This window comes from Pararhodobacter oceanensis, from assembly GCF_003076755.1.
Taxonomy (GTDB): Bacteria; Pseudomonadota; Alphaproteobacteria; order Rhodobacterales; family Rhodobacteraceae; genus Pararhodobacter; species Pararhodobacter oceanensis.
The window spans coordinates 708406-722981 of record NZ_QDKM01000001.1 but is presented as its reverse complement, the minus strand read 5'-3'; the positions used below and the strand labels follow the sequence as shown (position 1 = coordinate 722981).

Annotated in this window: 15 protein-coding genes; 9 read left to right on the top strand and 6 right to left on the bottom strand. The window is 62.4% G+C overall.

The genetic code is table 11. The features are described from left to right. Nucleotides 1–8: 8 nt before the first annotated feature. Nucleotides 9–479, bottom strand: coding sequence for a transcription elongation factor GreA (greA, locus tag DDE20_RS03190; RefSeq protein WP_116556969.1), 471 nt, complete (start codon nt 477–479; stop codon nt 9–11). A 307-nt stretch (nt 480–786) separates the two neighbouring features. Between greA and DDE20_RS03185 the strand changes: the two genes are divergently transcribed. From DDE20_RS03185 to DDE20_RS03175, 3 genes are all read left to right on the top strand, one after another. Continuing rightward, entirely contained in the window at nt 787–2430 is a 1644-nt protein-coding gene (locus DDE20_RS03185) for an electron transfer flavoprotein-ubiquinone oxidoreductase (protein ID WP_116556968.1), read from the top strand. A 162-nt stretch (nt 2431–2592) separates the two neighbouring features. Beyond that, nucleotides 2593–4320 (top strand): tetratricopeptide repeat protein, encoded by a 1728-nt coding sequence (locus DDE20_RS03180; RefSeq protein WP_165814405.1) that lies wholly within the window; start codon nt 2593–2595, stop codon nt 4318–4320. After that, complete coding sequence (locus DDE20_RS03175; protein ID WP_116556966.1) at nt 4320–5165, top strand: 4-(cytidine 5'-diphospho)-2-C-methyl-D-erythritol kinase; 846 nt, start codon at nt 4320–4322, stop codon at nt 5163–5165. The genes DDE20_RS03180 and DDE20_RS03175 overlap by 1 nt, the downstream gene beginning before the upstream one ends. Nucleotides 5166–5173: 8 nt before the next feature. On the opposite strand, the gene DDE20_RS03170 is transcribed toward DDE20_RS03175, so the two are convergent. After that, the gene (locus DDE20_RS03170; protein WP_116556965.1) at nt 5174–6169 is read right to left on the bottom strand and encodes a polyprenyl synthetase family protein; all 996 of its coding nucleotides are present in this window, start codon (nt 6167–6169) and stop codon (nt 5174–5176) included. Nucleotides 6170–6223: 54 nt separating this feature from the next. On the opposite strand from DDE20_RS03170, the gene DDE20_RS03165 reads away from it, so the two are divergent. From DDE20_RS03165 to DDE20_RS03155, 3 genes are all read left to right on the top strand, one after another. After that, nucleotides 6224–6427 carry a putative signal transducing protein gene (locus DDE20_RS03165; protein WP_116556964.1) on the top strand — a complete coding sequence of 68 codons (204 nt, stop codon included), beginning with the start codon at nt 6224–6226 and terminating at the stop codon, nt 6425–6427. Next, nucleotides 6420–7205 carry a tRNA1(Val) (adenine(37)-N6)-methyltransferase gene (locus tag DDE20_RS03160; RefSeq protein ID WP_116556963.1) on the top strand — a complete coding sequence of 262 codons (786 nt, stop codon included), beginning with the start codon at nt 6420–6422 and terminating at the stop codon, nt 7203–7205. The genes DDE20_RS03165 and DDE20_RS03160 overlap by 8 nt, the downstream gene beginning before the upstream one ends. 118 nt (nt 7206–7323) lie before the next feature. After that, nucleotides 7324–7491 (top strand): YdcH family protein, encoded by a 168-nt coding sequence (locus DDE20_RS03155; protein WP_116556962.1) that lies wholly within the window; start codon nt 7324–7326, stop codon nt 7489–7491. Here the strand turns inward: DDE20_RS03155 and yddG are convergent. From yddG to DDE20_RS03135, 4 genes are all read right to left on the bottom strand, one after another. Continuing rightward, a complete protein-coding gene (yddG, locus tag DDE20_RS03150) occupies nt 7488–8348 on the bottom strand; it encodes an aromatic amino acid exporter YddG (RefSeq protein ID WP_116556961.1) in 861 nt (286 codons plus the stop codon). The genes DDE20_RS03155 and yddG overlap by 4 nt on opposite strands. A gap of 85 nt (nt 8349–8433) precedes the next feature. Then, a complete protein-coding gene (gene phbB, locus DDE20_RS03145; protein ID WP_116556960.1) occupies nt 8434–9156 on the bottom strand; it encodes an acetoacetyl-CoA reductase in 723 nt (240 codons plus the stop codon). A 146-nt stretch (nt 9157–9302) separates the two neighbouring features. Further along, nucleotides 9303–10475, bottom strand: coding sequence for an acetyl-CoA C-acetyltransferase (locus DDE20_RS03140; RefSeq protein WP_116556959.1), 1173 nt, complete (start codon nt 10473–10475; stop codon nt 9303–9305). 132 nt (nt 10476–10607) lie between these two features. Beyond that, nucleotides 10608–11447, bottom strand: coding sequence for an EAL domain-containing protein (locus tag DDE20_RS03135; RefSeq protein WP_116556958.1), 840 nt, complete (start codon nt 11445–11447; stop codon nt 10608–10610). Between the two features lie 156 nt (nt 11448–11603). On the opposite strand from DDE20_RS03135, the gene argH reads away from it, so the two are divergent. From argH to lysA, 3 genes are all read left to right on the top strand, one after another. Next, nucleotides 11604–12992 (top strand): argininosuccinate lyase, encoded by a 1389-nt coding sequence (argH, locus tag DDE20_RS03130; RefSeq protein WP_116556957.1) that lies wholly within the window; start codon nt 11604–11606, stop codon nt 12990–12992. After that, the gene (locus DDE20_RS19320; protein ID WP_276308518.1) at nt 12989–13111 is read left to right on the top strand and encodes a hypothetical protein; all 123 of its coding nucleotides are present in this window, start codon (nt 12989–12991) and stop codon (nt 13109–13111) included. Before argH ends, DDE20_RS19320 begins: the two co-directional genes overlap by 4 nt. A 175-nt stretch (nt 13112–13286) precedes the next feature. Beyond that, the gene (gene lysA, locus DDE20_RS03125) at nt 13287–14552 is read left to right on the top strand and encodes a diaminopimelate decarboxylase (protein ID WP_116556956.1); all 1266 of its coding nucleotides are present in this window, start codon (nt 13287–13289) and stop codon (nt 14550–14552) included. Nucleotides 14553–14576 lie beyond the last annotated feature (24 nt).

The window sequence follows — 14576 nt, the reverse complement described above, 5'->3', positions numbered from 1 at the left end:
GCCGACGCTCAACGAAACGCGATCGAGATCACTTCATAGCTGCGCTCGCCACCGGGGGTGCGCACTTCGACCGAATCGCCTTCTTCCTTGCCGATCAGGGCGCGGGCGATGGGGGATTTGATGTTCAGCAATCCCTTTTCGATATTCGCCTCGGCCTCGCCGACAATCTGATAGGTGCGCTCTTCGTCGGTGTCCTCATCGGCAATCGTCACCGTGGCACCGAATTTAATCGCGCCCGAGAGCTTTGCCGGATCAATCACTTCGGCACGGCCAATCAGCCCCTCAAGCTCTTTGACGCGGCCCTCGATGAAGCTCTGCTTTTCACGCGCCGCGTGATATTCTGCATTCTCGGACAGATCGCCATGCTCGCGCGCATCCGAGATCGCTTTGATCACCGCTGGACGCTCCACGCTTTTAAGCTGGCGCAATTCTGCCTCAAGGGTTTCGAAGCCACGGCGTGTCAGGGGAAACTTTTCCATCTGCCCTCGCATATAAATGAAAAGCCCACGGCAAAAAGCCGAGGGCAATGACGTCTCGTTTCGTTAGCATGACAGCAAGGCCGAGGGAAATGCAAGCCCCAGCGCTGAACATGCGCGGGCGGGTGCAGCACCGAGTGCAGCACTGGGGGCGGGCCGTGGCGGATTATGCAAATAGATTGCGCGGGGGCGATTCTTACGCGCAGTCCCAATTGACCGCAGCGGGGTGCAAAGGCTATCCAGACGCGAAAGAATATTGCGTTAGACGCGCATTTAACATCCCAGCCAGACGCCAACAGCAGGAGCCACCATGTCCGAGATCGAACGCGAAGCGATGGAATATGATGTCGTTATCGTCGGAGCCGGCCCCGCGGGGCTTTCGGCGGCGATACGGCTCAAGCAATTGGACGCCGATCTTGAGGTCGTGGTGCTGGAAAAGGGCTCGGAAGTGGGCGCGCATATCCTCTCGGGCGCGGTGCTTGATCCCTCGGGGCTGACCCGCTTGATGCCCGACTGGAAGGAAAAAGGCGCGCCGCTTAATGTGCCGGTGACCAAGGACAACTTCTATATGCTCGGCGAGGGGGGCGGCATTCGCGTGCCCAATTTCCCGATGCCGCCGTTGATGAACAACCACGGCAATTACATTGTCTCGATGGGCAATGTCTGCCGCTGGATGGCCGAACAGGCCGAAGAACTGGGCGTCGAGATTTTCCCAGGCATGGCCGCTTCGGAACTGGTTTATGAGGGCGACCGCGTCAAAGGCGTGGTGGCCGGCGAATTCGGCAAAGAGCCGGACGGCAGCCAAGGGCCGAACTATGAGCCGGGCATGGAATTGCACGGCAAATATGTCTTCATCGCCGAGGGTGTGCGCGGCTCGCTGGCCAAGGAAATCTTGGCGAAATATGAGCTGTCAAAGGGCAAATCCCCGCAGAAATTCGGCCTCGGGATGAAAGAAATCTGGGAGATCGACCCCGAGAAACACAAAGAGGGCACGATCACCCACACCATGGGCTGGCCGCTGAACAATAACGCGGGCGGCGGGTCGTTCATCTATCACTTTGAAAACAATCAGATCCTGATCGGTTTCGTGGTGCATCTGAACTACCAGAACCCGCATCTCTACCCCTATGCGGAATTCCAGCGCTTCAAACATCACCCGATGGTCGCCGACCTGCTCGAGGGCGGCAAACGTGTGGCCTACGGCGCCCGCGCGATTTCCGAGGGTGGCTGGCAGTCGGTGCCCAAAGTCACCTTCCCCGGCGGCGTTTTGCTGGGCTGCTCGGCCGGTCTGGTCAACGTGCCGCGGATCAAGGGCAACCACAACGCGATGCATTCCGGCATCGAGGCCGCCGAGGCCGCGTTCGAGGCGATCAAAGCCGACCGCGCGGGCGATGAATTGACCGCCTATGAAGAGACCCTGCGCAACGGCCCGATTGGCAAAGACCTGAAAAAAGTGCGCAACGTCAAGCCGATGTGGTCAAGATGGGGGCTCTTGCCCTCGCTGGCGCTGGGCGGTTTGGATATGTGGACCAACACGCTGGGTTTCACGCTGTTCGGCACGCTCAAACACGGCAAGAACGACGCGAAAGCCACCGGCGAGGCGGCGAAATTCAAGAAAATCGACTATCCGCGCCCCGATGGTGTGCTGTCCTTCGACCGGCTGACCAACGTCGCCTTCAGCGCCACCAACCACGAAGAATCGCAGCCCGCGCATCTGAAGCTCAAGGATCCCTCGATCCCGATTGCGGTCAACCTGCCCAAGTTCGACGAACCGGCGCAGCGCTATTGCCCGGCAGGCGTGTATGAAGTGGTTGAAAAGGATGGCAAAAAAGAATTCGTCATCAATTTCCAGAACTGCGTGCACTGCAAGACCTGCGACATCAAGGACCCCAGCGAGAACATCAACTGGACCACGCCGCAGGGTGGGGACGGGCCGAATTACCCCAATATGTAAGCGCAGCGCATGTCCCGCGTCACCGGCTTGAACCCCTTGCCCTGACGCGGGCGTGATCGCGCGCGGCGATTTCGCGGCGGCAGGGCGATTGCTCTTGCCGGTATGGGCGGCTACATCTTGGGTGATACGGCTGCATTTGGCCGCACACACCGGGAGAAAATCTTGCCCCGACTGATGAATTTACGCCCGCTTGCCGTCGGTATTCTGATCGGCGCCCTTGGATTAAGCAGCGCCACCGAGGGTGCGGCGCAGGGCACGGCGGGGGCGTTTCTGGCCGCCCGCGAAGCCGGAATGCGCAATGATATGGCCCGCGCGATCCCCTATCTTGAGCGCATCTTGCGTACCAATCCCGACAACCTTGGCGCGCTGGAAAATGCCTCGGTCTCGGCGTTTTCCATCGGCGAGTATGACCGCGCCGCCGAACACGCCGCGCATCTCGCCGCGCTGGACCCCAGCAACCGCGCCGCCGCCTTGATCCTGCTCGCCGAAGCCTTCCAATCTGAAGACTACGCCACCGCACTGGCGATCACCGAGGGCGAGGTTGAAATCCACCCGCTGCTCGATGAGCTGGCGCGCGCTTGGGCGCATATGGGGGAGGGGCGGATGTCCGAGGCGCTGGACCTCTTGGACGAGCTTTCCAGCCAGCCGGGCATGGCCGCTTTCGCCCGCTATTGCCGCGCATTGGCGCTGTCGCTGGTCGGCGATGTCGAGGGCGCGCTGGCGATCATCGAGGCCCCCGAGGACGGTGTCGCCCAGACCCTCAACCGGCGCGGCTATCACGCCTATGCGCAGCTTTTGGGCCTGTCGCAGCGGTTTGACGACGCGCTTGACCTGATCGACGCGGTTTTCGCCGGCTCCACCGATGCAGGCGTTGCCGCGATGCGCGCCGCCTATGAGGCGGAGAACGCGCTGCCCTTTGACCTGATCACCACCCCCGCCGAAGGCATGGCCGAGGTGCTGGCGGTAATGGCCAATGCGATTCGCTCGGCGCAAAACCCGCATGAAGCGCTGATCTACGCCCATGCCGCGGTGCGGGTGAACCCCGCGCTGACCGATGCGCAACTGATGATCGGCCAGATCCTCGAAGACCTTGGCCAGCCCGAACAGGCGCTCGACGCCTACGCCAGCATTCCCGAGGGTGACGGCTTCAGCATGGCCGCGCGCATGGGGCAGGCGCAGGTGCTGGAAACGCTGGGCGATATGGAGGCAGCGATTGCCGAACTCACCGATCTGGCGGCGGAACACCCGCAATCCCATGTCGCGGTGCAGGTTCTGGGCGATTTCCAGCGCCGCGATACCCAGTTTGACGCGGCGATCACCTCCTATACCCAAGCCTTCGCGTTGATGGAGGCGCAGGGCATCTCGCCGAATTGGCAGACGTGGTTCTCGCGCGCCGTGGCCTATGAACGCTCGCGCCGCTGGCCCGAGGCCGAGGCCGATTTCCGCGCCGCGCTGGAAATCGAGCCGAACCAGGCCACGGTGTTGAATTACCTCGGCTATTCGCTGGTTGAACGCGGCGAATCCCTCGACGAGGCGCTGGAGATGATCGAACGCGCCGTCGCCGCCGAACCCGACAGCGGCTATATCACCGACAGTCTGGCTTGGGCGCTGTTCCGCCTCGGGCGTTATGAGGAGGCAGTGCCGCATATGGAGCGCGCGGTGGAATTGGAGCCGACCGATCCGATCCTCAACGACCATCTGGGCGATGTCTATTGGGTGGTTGGTCGCCAACGCGAGGCGCGGTTCCAATGGCGCCGTGCGCTGTCGTTTGGGCCGAGCGAAGACATGAATAGCGAGCTGATCTACCGCAAGCTCGACATCGGGCTCGAGGCCGCGCGCGAGGAATTTGACGAGCCGCCGCTGCGTCTGGCGCCCGCAGACACCGAGTGATGACCGAAGTTTCCGCGCTGGCTCCGGCCAAGATCAACCTGACGCTGCATGTGATCGGCCAACGCTCTGATGGCTATCATCTGCTGGATTCGCTGGTGGTGTTCACCGAATTGGGCGATGAGATCGCCCTGCGCGAGGCCGATGCGCTGTCGCTCGAAATCACTGGCGCGCAGGCCGCCGGTCTGGCCGCCGAGCCTGACAATCTGGTGCTCCGCGCCGCACGTTTGATGGGTGAAGCGGGCGCGGCGATCACCCTGGACAAACGCCTGCCAGTGACCTCGGGCATGGGCGGGGGATCGTCCGATGCGGCGACCACCCTGCGGCTTTTGGCACAAAAAACCGGCGCCGCGCTGCCTGATACCGCGCAGGCGATGACGCTGGGCGCGGATCTTCCGGTCTGTCTGGCCGCGCCTGTGCCGTCGCGCATGCAGGGCTTGGGCGAGGCGGTCACTCCGGTGGCGCATCTGCCGCCCCTATGGATGCTGCTGGTCAATCCGGGGCAGGGCCTGCCGACACCGGAAGTCTTCAAGGTATTGGAGACTAAGAATAATCCGCCGATGCCCGCGCAATTGCCAATGTGGCGCGATGCGCGTGAACTCTGCGATTGGCTGGCCTCACAGCGCAATGATCTGGAACCTCCGGCGCGGCACTTGCTGCCGGTGATTGATCAGGTGCTCGACGCTCTGGCGGCGCAACCGGGCTGTCTGCTGGCGCGGATGACCGGCTCGGGCGCGACCTGTTTCGGCATCTTCATCAGTGAAGCCCAACGTGACCACGCCGCGAAGGCGCTCGCGCGGCCCGAGTGGTTCATCGGCGCCACCCGCAGCTACGGCTCGCCCGAGTAAAAAGCCGGTTAACTCGCCCGCCGCACGACAAATTGCGCCAGTTCAATCAGCATCGCGCGCATCGGATGCGCGGGCAGGGCGTTCAGCGCCGCTTGCGCCTTATTCGCCCAATCCAGCGCCGTCTGCCGCGTGCTCTCCAGCGTGCCACGGGCCGTCAAAATCGCCATCGCCCGCTCCAGATCGCCGTCATTCTGCACGCCCTTGCCCAGCGTGCGCTCCCAGAACGCGCGTTCTTCGGCGTCGGCCATGGCAATCGCCCGAATCACCGGCAGGGTCAGTTTACGCTCGCGGAAATCATCGCCGAGGTTCTTGCCGATCTCCGCACCGGCACCGCCGTAATCGAGAAAATCATCGACGATCTGAAAGCAGATCCCCAGCGCATCACCATAGTCAAACAGCGCCTGCACCACCGTCTCATCAGCGCCTGCAATCACCGGCCCGACCTGCGTGGCGGCGGAAAACAGCGCCGCGGTTTTGCCGCGCACGACCTTCATATAGGTCGCCTCATCGGTGGAAAGATCCTGCGCCGCGCTCAGTTGCAGCACCTCGCCCTCGGCGATCACCGCCGCCGCATTCGACAGGATCGACAGCGCCCGCAGATTTCCGGGCTCAACCATCAGCTGAAATGCGCGGGCAAAGAGATAGTCGCCCACCAACACGCTGGACTGGTTATCCCACAGCAGATTTGCCGTCGGACGCCCGCGCCGCTGGCCGCTCTCATCGACCACATCATCATGCAGCAAGGTCGCCGTATGGATGAATTCCACCGTCGCCGCCAGCTTCACATGGGCGTCGCCCTGATAGCCGCAGACCCGCGCCGCGGCGAGGGTCAGCAGCGGGCGGATACGCTTGCCACCGGCGTCGATCAGATGCGCGGTGACCTCGGGAATGCGCGGCGCATTCTCCGAGGCCATACGTTCGCGGATCAGGGCGTTCACCCGCCCCATGTCATCGCCCAGGACTTCGGTCAGGCGTTCCAGCGGATTTGCGACGGTTGCAGTCATCAGTGAAGGAAACCCTGCTTTGACAAGCCTTTGAGCTTGGCGTTTAGTGTCGGAATGAAAGTTTTGCTGCGCACGTCTGATCCCACAATCATCCCGTTTGCAACCGCTCTTCTTGCCGCCGAAGGTATAGAGACCTTTGCCGCCGACGTCCATATGAGTGCGCTTGCCATTGTGCCGCAGCGGCTGTTTGTGGGCGATGAAGATGAATTTATGGCGCGGGCGATTCTGCGCGACAATGGTGTGCGGTTGGATGACTGAAATTGCGGATGGCGCGGCGTCCGGGGGTGCCGCGTTAACGGATCTGACGCGGGATGTGTTTCTGGGCGGCGGCTTGCAGATATTGCAACCGCGCCACGGCTACCGCGCGGCCACCGATCCGGTGTTTCTGGCCGCCTCGGTGCCTGCGCGCGCGGGTGAGAGCGTGTTGGAACTCGGCTGCGGTGTTGGCGTGGCGCTGCTGGCCTTGGGGCGGCGGGTTGCAGGGCTGCAGCTGACCGGTGTCGAGCGTCAATCGGGCTATGCCGATTTGGCGCGCCGCAATGCGCAGATCAACGGCATCGCGGCCGAGATCCATGCCGAGGATCTGGCCGCTCTGCCGCTACCGCTCAAACGCGGGTTCGATCATGTTTTGGTGAACCCGCCGTTCTATCCCGCCCATGCGCCGGTGCCGCAGCACCCCGAACGCGCGGCCGGACGCCATGAGGAAACCCCGCTGGCCCTCTGGATTGATGTCGCGCTCAAGCGATTGGCACCGGGCGGGCATCTGACATTGATCCATCTGGCCGACCGTCTGCCCGAGATCCTCGCACTGATCGGCGCGCGCGCTGGCGCCACCGCGGTGCGGCCTCTGGCGGCGCGGGTCGGGCGGCCTGCGGGGCGGATATTGCTGCAGGCGCGAAAGGGCGCGCGCGGCAAATTCCGCCTGCTGGCACCGCTGATCATCCACGAGGGCGCCCAACATATTGACGACAGGGATGATTTCACCCCCGAGGCGCAACAGGTCCTGCGCTATGGCGCGGCACTCGACTGGCAATAATCTGCCACCCGCCGGGGATGCGGCGAAATTACTGTAAATCCTTGGCCGGATTCATGTGACAAACCCTGCGATCTGTGGTGCACTCCTCTGACGGACACCCGTAAAACAGGAGGAATACATGTCGCTGACTTCGCGTCTTGAGGAACTGCGTCGCCGTCATGAGGTTTTGACCGAGAAAGTGGAAAAGGCGCAACGCGCGCCCGGCTTTGATGATCTGGCGATTGCCGAGATGAAGAAGCAGAAGCTGAAACTGAAAGAAGAGATCACGCGACTTGCAAGCGCCTAACCCGCTTGTCCGGCGCGCGCGGCCATCACGGCCCCGCCGGTAATCAGTGCAGCCGCCAGTGCCAGTGAAAGGCTGGCGCTGGCCATTCCAGCGACAACCAATGCCAGCGTCGACAAAAGCGGCGCCGCATAAGAGGCGGTTCCCAAGACTTGGATATTCCCGGCTTTGACGCCGATATCCCAAGTGTAGAACGCCAATCCGACCGGCCCCAATCCCAGACCCAGCACCGCCAACCAGCCCATCGCGCCCATAGGCCAGTGGGTGGCCTCGAAAGCAACATGCGCGACGGTGGATAGAACCGCGGTGGCAAGGCAAAACACCGCCACGGCACCGGTGGGGATATGGCGCAACCGCCGCGAGCCCAGCGAATATCCCGCCCAGACCAGCGCCGCCAGAAACGCCACGCCATAGCCCGCCAGAGCCCCCGAGACCGCGCCGATCCCCGCGCCGACGATCAATGCGGCCCCGGCGAATGCCAGTAACGCGCCCGCCACATGGCCACGCCGCAGCCGCTCGCCCGGTAAGAGGCCCGAGAATAACACGATGAACAGCGGCCAGAGATAGCAGATCAAACCGGCTTCGGCGGCGGGGGCCATGCGCAGGGCGTTGAAATAGAGAAAGTGATAGCCAAACAGCCCGCAGGTTCCAAAGACATAGGCGCGCAGGGGGACGCGGCGCAACGCTTTGATATCGCCGCTGAACAGCAGCCAGACCAGCCCGATAACACCGCCGATGCCGAAACTCATTGCCGACAGAAGAAACGGCGGCACCGGCGCGCTGGCCACGGTGAAGAGGGCCAAAAGCGCCCAGAGGATCACCGCCGAAAACCCGATGGCGGTGGCTTTATTGGTCTGCATTATCAGTGCCTTCGCCCGAGGGGTCCATGGAAAGGAAAGAGGGGGCGATGCCCCCTCTGCCGTTGCGTTTTGCGGTGGTGTTGGATCAGACGAAGAATTGCGCGCCATTGGCGCTGATCGTCGAGCCGTTGATGAACCCCGCATCATCCGAGACGAGGAAGGCCACGCAGCGCGCGATCTCTTCAGGCTCACCCAAGCGCCCGGCGGGAATGCCCGCGATGATCGACTCGCGCACCTTCTCGGGCACCGCCATGACCATTTCGGTGGCGATATACCCCGGGCAGACCGCATTCGCGGTGATACCGGCGCGCGCACCCTCTTGGGCCAGCGATTTCACGATCCCCAGATCACCGGCTTTGGTGGCGGCATAATTGACCTGCGCGAATTGGCCCTTCTGCCCGTTGATCGAGCTGATCACCACGATACGGCCGAATTTACGCTCGCGCATGCCGGGCCAGATCGGATGGACGGTGTTGAACACGCCGGTCAGATTGGTGTCGATGACCTCATGCCATTGCTCGGGGGTCATCCGGTGAAAGGGCGCGTCGCGGGTGATCCCAGCGTTGGCGACCACGATGTCGATCGGGCCCAGATCGGCCTCGACCTTCTCGATCCCTGCTTTGGACGCCTCATAATCCGCGACGTTCCATTTGTAGGTTTTAATTCCGGTCTCTTTGGTGAAAGCGGCGGCGGCCTCGTCATTGCCCGCATAGCTGGCGGCGACCTCATAGCCTTCGGCTTTCAACGCGTTGGAAATTGCTGCCCCGATACCGCGCGTGCCGCCGGTCACCAATGCTACTCGTGCCATATCTCTCTCCCTGTATAGCGCTCTCGAAACAGTGTTACCGAGGGGCTGGCGCGGGCGCAACTATATTGCGCCCGTGCCGCATTATTTAGATGGCAATGCCAAGGTCTTAGCGCCGAGGCTTAATGCCAAGGTCATTGCCCGATGCCTTACCGCTCAAGACACATGGCGACACCCATGCCGCCACCGATGCACAGCGTCGCCAGACCCTTCTTGGCGTCGCGGCGCTTCATCTCGAACAGCAGCGTGTTCAGAATGCGCGCGCCCGAGGCACCGATCGGATGGCCGATAGCAATCGCGCCGCCGTTGACGTTCACCACCTCGGGGTTCCAGCCCATGTCCTTGTTCACCGCGCAGGCCTGCGCCGCGAATGCCTCATTGGCCTCGACCAGTTCCAGATCGGCGGCTTTCCAGCCGGCTTTTTCCAGCGCTTTGCGCGAGGCATGGATCGGGCCGACGCCCATGATCGACGGGTCCAGACCGGCGGTCGCATAGGAGGCGATACGGGCCAGCGGGGTCAGCCCGCGACGCTCGGCTTCCTCGGCCGACATCAGCATCACACCGGCGGCGCCATCGTTGATCCCAGAGGCATTGGCCGCAGTCACGCTGCCCTCCTTGGCGAAGGCGGGGCGCAGTTTCTGCATGCTTTCCAGCGTCGCGCCGTGGCGGATATATTCATCCTGATCGACCACGGTCTCGCCTTTGCGGGTCTTGATCACGAAGGGCACGATCTCATCGGCGAATTTACCGGCTTTCTGCGCCGCTTCGGCCTTGTTCTGGCTGGCCAGCGCAAATTCATCCTGCATCTCGCGGCTGATCTGCCACTGGTTGGCAACATTCTCGGCGGTCTGGCCCATATGATAGCCGTTGAACGCGTCCCAGAGCCCGTCTTTGATCATCGAATCGATGAATTTCACGTCGCCCATTTTATGCCCCGCACGCAGATGCGCGACATGGTTGGACAGCGACATATTCTCTTGGCCACCGGCGATAATGATCGCGGCATCGCCAAGCTGGATATGCTGGGCGCCAAGCGCGACGGCGCGCAGGCCCGAGCCGCAAACCTGATTGATGCCCCAGGCCGAAGCCTCTTGCGGCAGTCCGGCGTTGATTGCGGCTTGGCGGGCGGGGTTCTGGCCCTGACCGGCGGTCAACACCTGCCCGAGGATCGTTTCCGAGACCTCGGCCTTGTCGATACCCGCGCGGGCAACGACCGCCTCGATCATGGCGGTGCCAAGATCATGCGCCGGGGTGTTGGCAAAACTGCCGTTGAAAGAGCCTACGGCAGTGCGCGCAGCAGAGACGATAACGACATTGGTCATTGATATTCCTCTTGACAAAAGCGCGGCCTCACCGGCGGCGCAGACATGGGGAACACTATCAATGCCGCTGTCTCAAATCAATGCTGCGATGCGGAAACGCGGGGCTGCAACGCGGGGGTTTACGGCCCCGCGTCAGGCCATTTTTGCCAGCTTGGATGTCAGCCACGGCGCCTCGGTTGAGGGCACGCCAAAGTAATAGCCCTGCAGGCAATCGACCCCGATATCGACCAGATAGCGCGCGTCCTCGGCCGATTCGACCGATTCGGCGACGGTGAACATATCGAAATGCCGCGCAATCGAGACCAGCGCCTGTGCCAGCACCTGATTGTCGGGGTCGGCATGGATGCCGCGAATAAATTGCCCGTCAATCTTAATGATATCGAAATAGAAATCCTTGAGATAGCGAAAGGCGGTATACCCGGCGCCGAAGTCATCAAGCGCAAAGCAAATGCCGCGCGCCTGCATATCGGCCATAAACACCGTCACCAGATCGGGCATCACCATCGCCGAGCTTTCGGTGATCTCCAAAATAAGCCGCTCGGCAATCGACGGATCGACCCGCAGACCATGCTCCAGCGTTGCCAGCCATGCCGGATAACCGATTGAACGCGCAGACATATTCACCGACAGACGGATCGTCGGCTCTTTCGACAGCGCCACCAGCCCCATCTGCAGCGCCAGACAGTCGATGCGCCGTCCCAATTCATTGGTTTCCACCGCGCCCATAAAGTCGCGCGCGGGAATCACCCGGCCTTTTTCATCGAGAATGCGGATAAACGCCTCATAAAAGGCGGCGCGGTTGGTCATCCGCGCCTGCACCACCGGCTGAAACGCCAGCATCGCGCGCCTTTGATCCAGAGCTTTGCGCACCATTTCAATGGTTTGCTCGCGTCGCATATCCTCGGCCACAGCAAAGGGAGACTCCAAGCCAGCGGGCGGGGCGGAAATATTGTCTGAAATAATCTGTGTCATACCAATCCTCGCAGCGTTTCAGCCAGTCTGCCGCAAGAGCGTTAACACGAAGTGAATCGCAGCAGAAAACCCGTCAGGAAATCCGCGCGCGGGGTCGATTGCGTGCTTTGCGCGAGGCGCGTATACCGTCGCGGAATGAATGATTGGGGAACGGCAATGACTGACGGCGCAAACAGCATGTGGGGCGGCCGCTTTGCGGGCGGTGTGAACGCGATTATGGAGGCGATCAACGCCTCGATCGGGTTCGACAAACGGCTCTATGCGCAGGATATCGCCGGCAGCCGCGCGCATGCCGCGATGCTCGCCGCGCAGGGCATTCTGACCGAGGCCGACCAGCAGGCGATCGACGCCGGATTGACCAAGGTCAAGGCCGAGATCGAGGCCGGAGATTTCCCCTTCAGCCCCGCGCTCGAAGACATCCATATGAATATCGAGGCGCGGCTTCGCGATCTGATCGGCGAGCCCGCCGGACGGCTGCACACCGCGCGCTCGCGCAATGATCAGGTGGCGCTCGATTTCCGCCTCTGGGTGCGCGAGCAATGCGACGCCGCGATCACCGGACTTGAGGCGCTGATGCGGGCGTTTCTGGGGCAGGCCGAGGCGGGCGCCGATTGGGTGATGCCGGGCTTCACCCATCTACAGACAGCGCAACCGGTCACATGGGGCCACCATATGTTGGCCTATGTCGAGATGCTGGCGCGCGACAAATCCCGCTTTGAAGACGCGCGGCGGCGGATGAACGAATGCCCCCTCGGTGCAGCTGCGCTGGCCGGAACCTCCTTTCCGATCGACCGCCACGCGACGGCGGCGGCACTGGGCTTTGACCGGCCCACCGCCAACAGCCTCGACAGCGTCTCGGACCGCGATTTCGCGCTGGAATTTCTCGGCGCGGCCTCGATCTGCGCGATGCACCTGAGCCGCTTTGCCGAAGAGCTGGTGATCTGGTCCTCGGCGCAGTTCCGCTTTGTGCGCCTGTCCGATGCGTTTTCCACCGGCTCCAGCATCATGCCGCAGAAAAAGAACCCCGATGCGGCCGAACTTCTGCGCGCCAAACTGGGCCGCATTCTGGGGGCGAATGTGGCGCTGTTTACCGTGATGAAGGGGCTGGCGCTGACCTATTCCAAGGACATGCAGGAAGACAAGGAGCTGACCTTTGACGCCGCCGACAACCTGATGCTGGGCCTCGCCGCGATGGAGGGGATGGTGCGCGATATGACCGCCAACACCGACGCGCTGGCCTCCGCCGCCGCTTCGGGGTTCTCGACTGCCACCGACCTCGCCGACTGGCTGGTGCGCGAACTTAACCTGCCGTTCCGCGACGCCCATCATGTCACCGGATCGCTGGTCAAAATGGCCGAGGACGCCGGCATCGACCTGCCGGATCTGACGCTGGAACAGATGCAATCGGTGCATGCGGCGATCACTTCTGAGGTTTTCGGCGTCTTGGGTGTAGACAACTCGGTGCGTTCGCGGGTCTCCTATGGGGGCACGGCGCCGGATCAGGTGCGTCTGCATATCGCGCGCTGGAAAGAGGTGTTGGGATGAAACAAGCCTTCTGGGCCGCAGCGACGGGGCTGTTGCTGCTGGCCGGATGCGGGGCCGCCGATCCGCCACGGGTCGCCGGTGGCATCGATCTGACCGAGTTCTGGAACGACGCGCCCTAACCCGCGCGGGATCGGGGCTTGCGGCACTGCGGCACCGGCCTATCTCTTCGGGTGATGCTGCATAGGGTCTTCTTGGGCAATTGCCGCATGCTATCAGCGGTGACCCGTGACAGATGTCAGACAATCACCAGTTATCGTATAATTGACATTCTCTTTCGCCTAATCGGGGGCTCTCTTGGACCATTTTCTCTATCAAAACGGGCAGTTGCACGCCGAAGATGTGGCACTCTCCACCATCGCCGAGGCTGTGGGCACGCCGTTTTATTGCTATTCCGCCGCCACGCTCACCCGTCACTTCCAACTGTTCCAAGAGGCGCTCTCGCCGCTGCCGCATCTGATCTGCTTTGCGGTGAAATCCAATTCCAATATCGCGGTGCTCAAATTGCTGGCGAACCTCGGCGCGGGGATGGATGTGGTTTCGATGGGCGAATATATGCGGGCCAAAGCCGCGGGCGTGAAGGGCGAGCATATCGTCTTCTCGGGCGTCGGCAAAACCCGCGAGGAAATGCGCCACGCGCTGGAGGGCGGCATCCGCCAGTTCAACGTCGAATCCGAGCCTGAACTCGAGGCGCTCTCGCAGGTCGCCAGTGCTCTGGGCGTCAAGGCGCCGATCATGATGCGGGTGAACCCTGATGTGGATGCAGGCACCCATGAGAAAATCTCGACCGGCCGCAAGGGTGATAAATTCGGCGTGCCGATCAGCCGCGCGCGCGAGATCTACGCCCGTGCCGCGACCATGCCGGGGCTGCAAATCGTTGGCGTCGATATGCATATCGGCAGCCAGTTGACCGATCTGGCCCCCTTTGAGGCCGCCTATACCAAGATGGCCGAACTGGTCGGAGTGCTGCGCGCCGATGGCCATAAAATCGACCGGCTCGATCTCGGCGGCGGTCTGGGCATTCCCTATACCCGCTCGAATGAAGCACCGCCGCTGCCCACGGATTACGGCGCCATGGTCAAGCGCGTGCTCGGCCATCTGGGTTGCGAGATCGAGATCGAACCGGGGCGGCTGATTTCCGGCAATGCTGGCGTGTTGGTCACCGAAGTGATCTACCGCAAGACCGGCGAGGACCGCGAATTCCTGATCGTCGATGCGGCGATGAACGACCTGATCCGCCCCGCGATGTATGGCGCCTATCACGATATCGACGCGCTGATCGAACCCGCAGCGGGCGCGCCGATGCAGCCGGTGGATGTGGTCGGGCCGATCTGCGAATCGGGCGATACATTCGCCAAACAACGCGCCTTGCCCGCATTGCAGGCGGGCGACCGCGTGGCGTTTCGCTCGGCGGGGGCCTACGGCGCGGTGATGTCGTCCGAATATAACACCCGCCCGATGGTGCCCGAAGTGATGGTCTCGGGCGATCACTTTGCGGTCATTCGCCCGCGTCCGAGCTATGAGGAGATGATCGCCCGCGATAGACTCCCCGAGTGGCTTTAACCCGATCTTCACCCGAGCCCTGTA

Bases quoted from the DNA above. Each gene is read 5' to 3' on its own strand.
- DDE20_RS03185 (WP_116556968.1), top strand. From the start codon at position 787: ATGTCCGAGATCGAACGCGAAGCGATGGAATATGATGTCGTTATCGTC.
- phbB (WP_116556960.1), bottom strand. From the start codon at position 9,156: ATGGCACGAGTAGCATTGGTGACCGGCGGCACGCGCGGTATCGGGGCA.
- DDE20_RS03160 (WP_116556963.1), top strand. From the start codon at position 6,420: ATGACTGAAATTGCGGATGGCGCGGCGTCCGGGGGTGCCGCGTTAACG.
- yddG (WP_116556961.1), bottom strand. From the start codon at position 8,348: ATGCAGACCAATAAAGCCACCGCCATCGGGTTTTCGGCGGTGATCCTC.
- DDE20_RS03165 (WP_116556964.1), top strand. From the start codon at position 6,224: ATGAAAGTTTTGCTGCGCACGTCTGATCCCACAATCATCCCGTTTGCA.
- DDE20_RS03170 (WP_116556965.1), bottom strand. From the start codon at position 6,169: ATGACTGCAACCGTCGCAAATCCGCTGGAACGCCTGACCGAAGTCCTG.
- argH (WP_116556957.1), top strand. From the start codon at position 11,604: ATGACTGACGGCGCAAACAGCATGTGGGGCGGCCGCTTTGCGGGCGGT.
- greA (WP_116556969.1), bottom strand. From the start codon at position 479: ATGGAAAAGTTTCCCCTGACACGCCGTGGCTTCGAAACCCTTGAGGCA.
- DDE20_RS03155 (WP_116556962.1), top strand. From the start codon at position 7,324: ATGTCGCTGACTTCGCGTCTTGAGGAACTGCGTCGCCGTCATGAGGTT.
- DDE20_RS03140 (WP_116556959.1), bottom strand. From the start codon at position 10,475: ATGACCAATGTCGTTATCGTCTCTGCTGCGCGCACTGCCGTAGGCTCT.
- DDE20_RS03175 (WP_116556966.1), top strand. From the start codon at position 4,320: ATGACCGAAGTTTCCGCGCTGGCTCCGGCCAAGATCAACCTGACGCTG.
- DDE20_RS19320 (WP_276308518.1), top strand. From the start codon at position 12,989: ATGAAACAAGCCTTCTGGGCCGCAGCGACGGGGCTGTTGCTGCTGGCC.
- DDE20_RS03135 (WP_116556958.1), bottom strand. From the start codon at position 11,447: ATGACACAGATTATTTCAGACAATATTTCCGCCCCGCCCGCTGGCTTG.